This is a genomic window from uncultured Roseobacter sp., assembly GCF_947495275.1.
Classification (GTDB): Bacteria; Pseudomonadota; Alphaproteobacteria; order Rhodobacterales; family Rhodobacteraceae; genus Roseobacter.
Window position 1 is genome coordinate 142,645 of sequence record NZ_CANLYL010000011.1, and the last position, 10,123, is coordinate 152,767.

8 protein-coding genes are annotated in these 10,123 nt (G+C 53.3%); 3 read left to right on the plus strand and 5 right to left on the minus strand.

Annotated elements, in window-relative coordinates; all coding sequences use genetic code 11:
- Window positions 1-585 precede the first annotated feature (585 nt).
- From Q0802_RS18830 to Q0802_RS18850, 5 genes are all read right to left on the minus strand, one after another.
- The gene (locus Q0802_RS18830; protein WP_298921144.1) at window positions 586-969 is read right to left on the minus strand and encodes a RidA family protein; all 384 of its coding nucleotides are present in this window, start codon (window positions 967-969) and stop codon (window positions 586-588) included.
- A gap of 159 nt (window positions 970-1,128) precedes the next feature.
- Entirely contained in the window at window positions 1,129-2,646 is a 1,518-nt protein-coding gene (locus Q0802_RS18835) for a cytochrome c peroxidase (RefSeq protein WP_298921146.1), read from the minus strand.
- A gap of 48 nt (window positions 2,647-2,694) precedes the next feature.
- Window positions 2,695-3,306 carry a GNAT family N-acetyltransferase gene (locus Q0802_RS18840; protein WP_298921148.1) on the minus strand — a complete coding sequence of 204 codons (612 nt, stop codon included), beginning with the start codon at window positions 3,304-3,306 and terminating at the stop codon, window positions 2,695-2,697.
- Window positions 3,307-3,377: 71 nt separating this feature from the next.
- On the minus strand, window positions 3,378-4,043 hold the full coding sequence (locus Q0802_RS18845; protein WP_298921150.1) for a hypothetical protein: 666 nt from the start codon (window positions 4,041-4,043) through the stop codon (window positions 3,378-3,380).
- A gap of 44 nt (window positions 4,044-4,087) precedes the next feature.
- Window positions 4,088-5,032: a homocysteine S-methyltransferase family protein gene (locus Q0802_RS18850; RefSeq protein ID WP_298921151.1), complete on the minus strand. Its 945-nt coding sequence runs from the start codon at window positions 5,030-5,032 to the stop codon at window positions 4,088-4,090.
- Between the two features lie 188 nt (window positions 5,033-5,220).
- On the opposite strand from Q0802_RS18850, the gene Q0802_RS18855 reads away from it, so the two are divergent.
- The 3 genes from Q0802_RS18855 to Q0802_RS18865 all read left to right on the plus strand — a co-directional run bounded on the left by Q0802_RS18855 (window position 5,221) and on the right by Q0802_RS18865 (window position 9,975).
- Window positions 5,221-5,835 (plus strand): TetR/AcrR family transcriptional regulator, encoded by a 615-nt coding sequence (locus Q0802_RS18855; RefSeq protein ID WP_298921153.1) that lies wholly within the window; start codon window positions 5,221-5,223, stop codon window positions 5,833-5,835.
- Between the two features lie 442 nt (window positions 5,836-6,277).
- Entirely contained in the window at window positions 6,278-7,435 is a 1,158-nt protein-coding gene (locus Q0802_RS18860) for a hypothetical protein (RefSeq protein ID WP_298921154.1), read from the plus strand.
- Between the two features lie 74 nt (window positions 7,436-7,509).
- Window positions 7,510-9,975, plus strand: coding sequence for an ankyrin repeat domain-containing protein (locus Q0802_RS18865; protein WP_298921156.1), 2,466 nt, complete (start codon window positions 7,510-7,512; stop codon window positions 9,973-9,975).
- Window positions 9,976-10,123 lie beyond the last annotated feature (148 nt).

The window sequence follows — 10,123 nt, forward strand, 5'->3', positions numbered from 1 at the left end:
ACCAAACACAAGATGTAGTAGGTCGAGTTTTTCACCTAAATCGGTCGTTTTTGTCACTCAGCTATGATCAACCGAAATCATTGAAAAATCTTGTGCCGCAAACCCCTAGCAAAATTGTTAGAAGTATTGTCACGTTTTTGGCCGCAGCTTCAACAAAGCTGCCGTTCGTACATCGCGCAGCATCCGTCATTGTGGGCTCTCAGCCGCCGTTAGATCGACCGCAGCATTTCGCCCGACAGACCCGTCCGCCCCTGCCATGGACGGCCCAAACCGGCCGTTGGCCAGTGGGTCAAGATGCTGCGACGCGGCCGCGAAATCCGAAACAAGCCGACTAAGAGTACGCGGATTTTGCCGCCATACTTTTTCCCGCCTTCGCTCAAGCAGCATCTATTCGCAGTCGCGGCAAGTTTTATGTTGCGCTGCAGTGGCTTTCGCCACAACTGCCATTCAAAGTGGTTTTGGAAGTTCGATTTCAATCCGCATCTTCGCTCGCAGGCCGCTTCTGCGACGACCGTCTGCAGCCACATTGTAAAAAAGGACTTACTGATGATGCGCTGTGCAATAGTGATTGCGGATGATTTTCGCCTACCCGGCTGCGGTAACGTCAATCTCGATCTTGTAATGCGGATGCCCTAACGCCGCGACGACGACCAAAGTCCAGGGAGGAAGGTAGTCGCCAACGACCTCGCGGTGCACCTGAACGTAGGTCGGAATATTCTCTTCCCCGACGATATAGCTTGTGACTTTGACGACATTCGCAATGCCAAAGGCCTTCTGTTCGAGAATGGCCAACACGTTTGCCCACGCGATCCGGGCCTGTTCTTCGATGCTTTCGGGGCAGGTCCCGTCCGCCCTTTCGCCCAGTTGGCCGGAAAGGGTCATCCAGTTAGCGCCCGCATCAACAAAGAAGCCATGTGTATAGTGGCTGGCGGGCGGCGCGATGTGGTCCGGGTTCACGGCTGTAATCATTGTCTTCGTCCTTTTCTGAGTTTTCGTGACCGTCAAAAGCGGACAGCACTCAGCTGAAATGAGGGTTCTGTTCAGGTGCGGTAGAGCGTCGGGGGCGCTACGGCAAACATTGCCGATTTCCTTTCAAGAATTATCCCAATGCCCGTTGTATAGCCCTCTTCATTCTGTCTCAAAGACGTGTTGGTTTGACACCGCTGCTGCAGGTTGCGGAGGCAGTCCGGAGGGCAGATGGATGGGGATCATCTCGCTGCGATCGAGAGCAGATGGGTCAGTCAGAGTTTCTAGAAATGAGACAAGATCCCGGATCTCATCCTCGGTAAGCGGAATGGGTGTCAGGACGTTTGCTGTAGCGATGCGTTGGCGCAATTCGCTCGAGCGCATGACCCAGCTGTCCCGTCGGTCGAAGGCTGCACGCCGACCGGCCTCTAGCGGTGCGAAGCTTAAGCCAGACCCCCGAGATTTCAGGCGTTGAAGATCTGCAAGAGGCGGCAACAAAACCTCTGCCGGATCGAATGCGGAGAGGCTTGTTTGTGGATCAAGATGATGTCGCACCATATCCTCTAATTTATCAAACGCACCGCTATGCCCCCAAGGACCGGTCAGTTCAACGTTACGCAGGGACGGCGTGCGGAATGCAAACAAGTCCGCAGGATCGCCTGTAACGCGGTAACGACCCTCGTCCTCGGTTCGACCCGGCAGGCCGGTCGATCGCAAATAGGTCATGTCGCCTCCATGGCCCTTGCCTGGTCCAATCTGAGGCACCGCAATGGCATGAAATTGGTGATCCGTGAGGAGCGGCCCGCTATGGCAATCCGCACATTTGGCTTTGCCGTAGAAGAGGTCGGCTCCGTTTTGAGCGGCAGGCGACAGGATCGACAATTCACCAGTGCGCAGAACAGCGTCGAATTGGCTTTGGTCTGAACGAAAGGCGATGGTTTGGAATGCGGCGAGCGCTTCCGCGATGTGGCTGTAGGTGACTTGGTCGGCAGATGTGATCTCCGAAAAAGCAAACTGCATCATCTCAAAATAATTGGTGTGCGCCGCAACGCGCTGCGCCAACATATTCCAGATCGCAGGTCGATCTTCGTGATGTGCAGCGTCCGCAATTGGGTTTTCCCCAAATTGGCCTGCCATCTCAATTGGAGAAGTGACTGGGAAAAACGCCTGGGCCGTCAGCACACCAGATAGATTATTGGGCAAATCTCGCCCGGCAGGATTGCGGATCACAAGCGTCAAGTGAGAGCCATCCAATTCCTCGACTCGACCGTCGTGAAACATCGAGACATAGCTGCGCGCACCAATGTTCCAGAGCGGCTGCGCGTTTCGTGGCACCCTGCCAGTCACAGGATCGGCGGTTGCGCGATCCGAACCCGAGCCCACCCCACCTTCACCGATACCCAGCGCCAACCCATCACCTGACCCCAAGGTGGGATCATGACATGTGCCGCAGGAAATGTTTCCATTCCCAGACAGAACCGGATCAAAAAACAGGTTCCGTCCAAGTTCAACAAGCGACGGTGCAGGTGCTCCGTCGTAGAGGAAATCCGTGTCCTCAAGTGGCCGCGGAAGTGGGACACTCAGCTGGGTCTCCTCACCAGCTTCTGCTGCAAAGGCCGCCGCCAAGCCAGTAATGGACAACGTGGCCAATGTCGATAGGGGTGACATTCTCGAGGCCATGGGAAATCTCCAAATTTGGGCACTAATGCTGTTTGTTGAGCGCGATGCTCAAGATTTCGGGCGGTTCTTGAGCTTCTTGATGAGCAGTAGAACATCGCCTGTGTAATACGGCGGACACGAGTGCAAACGCACGGGTTCACGTGCCACAAGCTGATACCCAAGCCTCTCATAGAGCCGAACTGCTCCACTGTTCTGGCTGTAGACCTGAATGCTCATTTCCCGGAAGCCGTTTGCCTGCGCCAACTCTTCTGCCGCCGTAAGCAGTTGCGTACCAATGCCTAGATTTTGCCCTTCGGCAAACACAGCCAGAGCATTCACAAACCAAGTATCGACAGACAGCTTTTCCAACGCGACAAATGGGGCAAGTGGCGCAGGCAAATCGTCGGGATTTTCAGCGGGCGCTGCGGTAATCGCATAGCTCAGAACCATGCCAATGGGATAGCCGTACCGATCTGCGACCAATGTGTTTGTGTAAGAGAAGCCGCCCTGCGTGCGCTTGGCCCGCTCGATGCCGATTTCCAGCGGCGTTTGTCCTTCGACGCAGGCGCGGGTCCACAGCCAATTGGGGATGCCTTCACCTGCGAGGTTGATCAGCCTCGCCAGACTTTCTGCATCAGAGGCATCTGCCTGGCGGATCAGAGAAGTCGTTTGAATGTTCATTTTGAGGGTCCTTTCGAAGATAGCTGGGTGCGGTCAGGGCGGGAGACGGCCCCGACCGCAAGCGTCAGGCCTTAGATCGACGGGATGACACTTGCATCAAAGACCGGGCCGACAGGCACGCCGGAGTCCCATTCGAGATGGTCATCTTCATCGATGGGGTTTTGGCCAGAGTAAGAAGCGTCTTGGGCTTTTTCTTTGTCCATCGGGTGATGTTCAAACGTGTAGGTCGCGCTCAGACCCCAGAAATCGTTGAAGCCCAACGTGGTCTGGATCAGACCGCCATCAAATTCAGCGTATGGGCCGGTTGCGCCAGTCACGGGGCGCAGGTTGGCCTTGCCGATATCTGCGATTTCAGTGCCTTGCGTAATGATTGTTGCGCCGTCTTCAAAGGCAAAGACTTGCCGACTGATGACCCACACACCTGTCGTGGCGTTCCCGGCTTCGCCCACAAAATAGCCATCGCAAGTCCAGGTGCCCAGAACCAGCTCTGGGAAAACGGGGCTGCCGTCTTCTTGAACGCCGACAACACCATCGGCAAGTGTGCCTTCTGGGTAGATGTAACCCTGGCTGACGAAGGCGTTGCCGTGCGCGGGCATCCCGTTTTCGTGCACGGGCGCTGCCGCCATATGGATACGGGTATGATCCTCGGCCACGTCAAATGCCCTCAGGGCGTCCGCTTGTGCAAAGCTGGTCATTGATAAGATCAGGGCAGAAGAAGAGATAAGTGTTTTCAACATTGGAGTTTTCCTTTCAGGGAGAAGGTGTTGGGAGTGGTTAGAAATTAGGCTGCCGAGCGGGCGTGATCGTGCCCGGCAATGCAGCCCACATGCCGATGATCAGTGCCGCAACAGCCACCAATCACACGGATGTTCGGGAGGAGCGCAAGAAGCTCCGCGCTGAGTTCACCAAGCTCGACCGGATCACCGGCATCCAATACCTCGGCCTCGTCAAGCTCGGCATGGCTCATCCGCGAAGCATTGGAGCGAAGACCGCCAATGCGCAGCGTCCATGCCTCAGACGTGTCAATCACATCTCGGAAGTGATCCGGATGGGCACAGTTGATCATGTAGTAGATCGGGCCGCCGTTGGTTGCCGCATCGACCTCGGCAATGGCGTCGCCCAACGACTGACCGGACGGAAGACATCCATCAGTTTCCAAGGTGAAGGCAATCACGACTGGGATGTCGATTTCCTTGGCAGCCTGAACAATTCCGATGGCCTCACCGGCATGGGTCAGCGTCATTGCGCTGATCATATCCACGCCTGCCTTGCCCAGGGCATGGACTTGCGGGGCGTGGATAAGCAACGCGTCTTGAGGGGCGAGCATTGTATCGGGTGCGTAAGCATCGCCCGCCGGGCCGACCAGACCGTTGATCAGGATCGGAGAGCTCGAAGTTTCTTGCTGGTCACGGATGTCAGAGACAAAGGCAACGGCACGCTTGTTCGTCTCGATGACCTCCAAAAGGGTCCGTCCCAATGGACCGGCCCAGGCTGTTCCGGCGCGCCACGTTGGTGCATCCAGAATAAAGCCACGATTGGACTGGCGCGCAATGCCGATGAAGCGCTCAAAATACTCCGTCAGGTCGCGGCGTCCCGGTTCGCAGTCGAGCAACACTGCCGCTGAAAAGCAAGGAAGGTCATATCCCTTTTCAAAGATCATGTATGTCTCAAGCCCTCCGTCGGAGAGAAAGAAACGTTTGGCATTGGTCAATTCTTGAATACGCATTGAGGTTTTCCTTTGCAGTTGATGCAAAAGGACTAGCCTGAGGCGGTATCGGGCCGATAGTTGCCGCGTGGTACGGTTGTCTGAAACAGTTTTTGCCCCTATTTTCAACGTTGAAAGCAGCGCCATGATCGGCGTCGGGCCATGGAAAAGGGGTCAACTGGACTCGCAGTACAGTCAGGATGGGATCAATGGATCAAAGAGTTGATACACGCAGCCGAATCCTCAACATTGCAGAGGCGGCAGTTCTCGAAAAAGGGTTTGAGGCCACGTCAATCGAAGAGATCGTAGCCGGGGCCGAAATCTCACGTGGCGGGTTCTTTTATCATTTCAAAGACAAGAATGCATTGGCCCGGGCAATGCTGGAACGCTACATTGATGCCGAAAACGCGCTCTATGATGATCTCTTTGCGCGCGCCCGCGAACTCAACGATGACCCACTTCATTGCATGCTCATAGGTTTGAAGCTTTTGGCCGAGATGCTTGAAGAGATGCCTACAGGGCATCCCGGCTGCGTAATCGCCTCAACAGCCTATCAGGATCGCCTATTTGATGAGGGCGTGCGCGATCTGAACCGGCAGGCTATCCTTGGTTGGCGCAAGCGTTTCCGGGGGATGTTTGAAGAGATTGCGCAGGTCTATGAGCCCCGTGAGGCTGTCAATATGGATGCTCTCGGCGATATGGTGTCCGGCGTGGTGGAAGGCGGCTTGGTCCTGCAACGCGCCCTTCGCGAGCACAACAACGCCTCTGAGCAGATCATGCTGTTTCGTACGTATCTGAAACTGCTGTTTGCAGACAAAAAGTGAACTTAGTCGGTAGAAGACCGTCATCAGTGCTGTCGAAGCGAAGCTGTCTTCGTCCTTCCAAACAATCGGAAGCCGTTCTACTCGGGTGCGGTTTGTATGAATGTCCGGTCGCTACGCCGCAGTGCCACGCCTGAACTTACGCTGGTGCTGAATTGTCCGTTCTGCGAGCGTGCGCCGCGAAGAAATTTTGGTCTCCTATGGGCTCCTGGCGTTCACGGGTGGGGCACAGAATCTGCTTAGTCTTGGCTTCGGGTGGCGATACGAGCGGCCTCATTCCGGCCGTTTATCTCGTCAGGCAGATGCTGCGGTGCGGCCCGTCAGAGCTGCCATTCGCTGCGCTGCCAAAATCCGTGACTAGTCGAACTGACAGTCTCACGAAAGTAGAAGCCGTTAGCGAAGAAAGCCTTAAACGTTTGCTATCAGATTAGACACGAGGCGCTCAATGAGTTCGAGGTATAAAAAAACCGAAGGAATGTCCTTAAATCGAGGGTTAACTCTGATAAGCATTTTCAAACACAAACAGCTGGAACTTGAAAACTTGGCGATTTTCGCCAATTGTGGAAGTATGCAATGGTTTTCAAAGCATCCCGAAATGCTTGTATCCCGCGCGTGGCGGCAGATATTTCCGAGTCTCTTTTTTTTGTTCTCGGTGGTGCCCTCTGCAGCGCTTGAGGTGTGCGACGGAATTTACGGCACTTATTGGTCCAAAACTCAATCTGCATACCACCATGTGAGCCATTGCCAACGGAATGCAGATTATTCGCTTGGCAACGTTGCAGTCGTACCCAATGGATGCTCCGGGTTTGAGAGCATTCATACAGATTGTGTTTCTGAGGCGCAAAACTACTGCGAAATTATTCGAGATAGAGACGCTGCTGTCAAGGAATGCAGAGCAAGAGCGGCCTTGCTCAAAAACGATGAAGATGAAGACTCCATCGTTGACTCTGATGACTACTACGCGAAGAGGTTGAATGACCAACGAGGCGAAGACCGAGCCACAGGCATCTCGAAGAAAATAACGGATTTTGCCCTGGAAGGGGTGAGCAATGCCAGCGAGGGTGCTCTAGATAGGTTGAATGAGGTTCAATCCGACGGCTGGGGTGGCGCTGCGCAGTCACAATTCGCGAACCCAGCGGATTTGGGAAAGCGGATCATGCAGGAATTGACCGGGGATAACGACATCCAACTTGGCGACGACTTCGAGAACATTTGGAACCGGACCGCTAACACCCTAGACCAAGCGGGCAGCGATGGCACGCTCTCTCTCGACGAAGCACAGCGCATACTAGATGAGGGGCGGCGTGAACTTGATGCACAGCACCAAACTAGATTGGACGAAGCTGAGCGACAGTTTGACGAAGCGATAAGCAGGCCGACAAGCCAGCAACTTGAAGAAAGAATGCGTCAATTGAACAGTGACATCGCTGCAAAACAGAGGGCACTTCGCTCACAGCAACCTCGAAAAAGCCAAAGAAGTTCCCGCCGCGGTGATTTTTGCAATTTGTCGGGACTTTATATGTTGAAGTGCATGGATAGCATAAGGAACCACAACCACTGTGTTCAAAGTTATCGGGGATACAAAAATCGGTACTGCCGATAACTGAGAGAGACGACGTGCACTGAGGTACGTAGCAAATTCCTCCAAACACTAATTTAGTGATGATGGAAATAATAATGATTGAAAATCAACGAGCGTTAGGATCCAAGTTTTTTCAGTTCTGGTGGTTGCTGGTTATACTACTTACCACTCCAGCGTACGCTATCGAACCCGTCGCCAGCTACCGAATGTCACAATTGGTAAGCGTCCTAACACTTTCAGACCTTGCGCCAAAATTCCACCCTGATGGCCGATCCATTGCCGTTTCAACCGAGAGCTCAATATTGCTGCTCGACCCGCTGACCGGTGCCACCCTTGACGAAATTAATAGCAGCGACAGCATTTGGAAATTCGATTTTTCCCCCAACGGAGATTACCTCGCGATAGAAAGTTACGGCTCTGAAAACTTGCTCACATTGCGTGACTTGAGGAAAAATGCAGAAGCGCGGCAAGAAACAACCGTTCTTGGAAATTCTTTGACGTTTGGACCGTTATCACGGCGAATTGTTGCCGATGATTTTCTAAGCGGAGATTTTCAAATACTGAGTGTTCGACATGGCCGTCCTTCAAAACACAGGCTCAGTAGTTACGACAAAATTATTGACACGTTTTTTTCCCTGGATGGGAGATATATCGGGTTAGAAATAGGCGAGCTTAAAGGAAAATTCGACCGCAAACATGCCAGCAGAGTCGAAATTTTCGACGTCGCCAACAACTCTATCGTCAAAAAATATGACCTTCCGGATGATACGCAGTTCATTCATTTTGATCAGAGAAATGGAGCATTTTTCCGCAGTTTCAAACCATATCGGCTCGCGTTTCTTAGTTGGTCAGGTGACCCAGAGTTGGAATTCATAAAATTTCACGCGCGAGATGATATCCGACTTACACCGGCGTTTGTACGGCTTTGCCCTGATGGTAAATCCTATTTCACGCTTTCGCGATATACCAGCGATATTACTTTTGCCAACGTGTTGAACCAGAGCGTGGAAACGGTGAACTTAAGGCATGACAACTTGGCCAAGATAGAAGCGGCGGCGATTTCAACAGATGGCCGCAGACTCGTGACGTTTCGCGAGGATTCATCCAATCAGGTGTGGATGGATGTTTGGGCATTGCCAGACTGCGGTGCTCTACCTGTCGAGGTAGATGCTGAACAAATGGAACAATTAAGCAAGATCAAAGACGCGATAGCGAGCGGTGACGATGTAAACTTGAAGTCATTGATTTCAAGGGACCTTGTAAACTCTCCCTACTCGGATCCCCCTCTGCTACACTTAGCGGTACTGCACGGTGGGCCCGCCTCTGTCGCTATTTTGCTGGACGCAGGCGCTGACGTCAACGCTACGGAACCCGGCACTGGTTGGTCCGCACTTATGTCCGCGACTCAAGCAAACAATGAATTGGCTGTCGCGACGCTTCTGAAAGCGGGAGCCAAATCGGATGTGGTCGGGTCACTTGGTTCGACATTTGCAGCCTTGTTTCTACACTCGACAATCGGCACACGCGAAGACTCTTCGCTGTTCGGATTGCGAGATATTTTATCAAAACAGTTTCCAGCGGATCAGCTAGACCGAATGCTCTACCTTGCGGCAGCACGGGGGTCCCCAAGTCTGGTGTCAACATTGCTGACCCTTGGCGCGGACCCTAATTCGCTTCACGAAGGCAATACGACCGCGTTGATGAATGCCGCTCTGTCGACCCGACCCGAGCAAGAACAAATAGTCCGCGATTTGCTTCTGTTCGGGGATGCAGCGACGCACCGGCGGTCTGATGGCGGAGGAACTGCTCTGGAGTTCGCGCTCGCCTCCAAAGGGTCGATCAATGTTATTAACAGTATCCTGGCCGCTGGGTTTGCGTCCATATCGAACGATCAACTTTCGGAGATAGCCACAGCGGTCGGCAATACCCGAGCCGCAAACGGCCTGCGGTCGGCAAAGTGGCGCGTCCCTAAAATTACGGTGCCTGCTGTTGCTGAAATCGAACTAAGCGTCGCGCATGATATGAACTCTGCAGATGTCAGAAGGGTGCAGCGAGAACTGGCCTCGCTCGGATTATATAAGAGCTCGATAGATGGAGTTTGGGGTCCGGCGACTCGGAGGGGTCTGGCCTCGTATTTTAAGGTGACGTTCGACGCTTACCGTTCGGCAATGGATGACTTTTGCTCGGATGTTAGGAGGGATATGAAGACGCGAGGCGAACGTGACAGTGCTGGGGATGGATCTGGTTGGAGCGGAAATTGGTTTTGGAAATATGATGGCCGCCGGGCCATCGTGAGGAATAGAGATGATAACTTCCGCCTTTCGTGTGAATTTCCAATTGGCATAGCGGCAACTGACAAACCGGAATCTGCTTCGATTACTACAAAGGGGTATACCGCTTTGTTGCACTTTGAATCGGAATGCGACGAAGATAAATGGTGGCACAGATCATCACTCAGAAAAGACAGGCATTTTGCTGTCATAGACTTTGGATGTGTGAAATCGATTGCCGGAGCACCCGTTTTGTCAGGAGATACCTACACGAGCTGGTATGAATACTGAGTGCGCATAAAAATCCGAAGAAAGGCAAATACGCCTCTCTCAAAGCTGGTGGTGGCGACAAACGGGTTACATGATCAGCCCCACCTGAGTGGTCCGTTTTGAATGTTAGTGCATGATTGGCCTTGTTGCCATCGTGATGATGGTTTCG

What these genes read in the sequence shown, in the direction of transcription:
- Q0802_RS18860 (WP_298921154.1), top strand. Translation starts at nt 6,278, where the DNA reads ATGAGTTCGAGGTATAAAAAAACCGAAGGAATGTCCTTAAATCGAGGG.
- Q0802_RS18830 (WP_298921144.1), bottom strand. Translation starts at nt 969, where the DNA reads ATGATTACAGCCGTGAACCCGGACCACATCGCGCCGCCCGCCAGCCAC.
- Q0802_RS18835 (WP_298921146.1), bottom strand. Translation starts at nt 2,646, where the DNA reads ATGGCCTCGAGAATGTCACCCCTATCGACATTGGCCACGTTGTCCATT.
- Q0802_RS18845 (WP_298921150.1), bottom strand. Translation starts at nt 4,043, where the DNA reads ATGTTGAAAACACTTATCTCTTCTTCTGCCCTGATCTTATCAATGACC.
- Q0802_RS18840 (WP_298921148.1), bottom strand. Translation starts at nt 3,306, where the DNA reads ATGAACATTCAAACGACTTCTCTGATCCGCCAGGCAGATGCCTCTGAT.
- Q0802_RS18850 (WP_298921151.1), bottom strand. Translation starts at nt 5,032, where the DNA reads ATGCGTATTCAAGAATTGACCAATGCCAAACGTTTCTTTCTCTCCGAC.
- Q0802_RS18865 (WP_298921156.1), top strand. Translation starts at nt 7,510, where the DNA reads ATGATTGAAAATCAACGAGCGTTAGGATCCAAGTTTTTTCAGTTCTGG.
- Q0802_RS18855 (WP_298921153.1), top strand. Translation starts at nt 5,221, where the DNA reads ATGGATCAAAGAGTTGATACACGCAGCCGAATCCTCAACATTGCAGAG.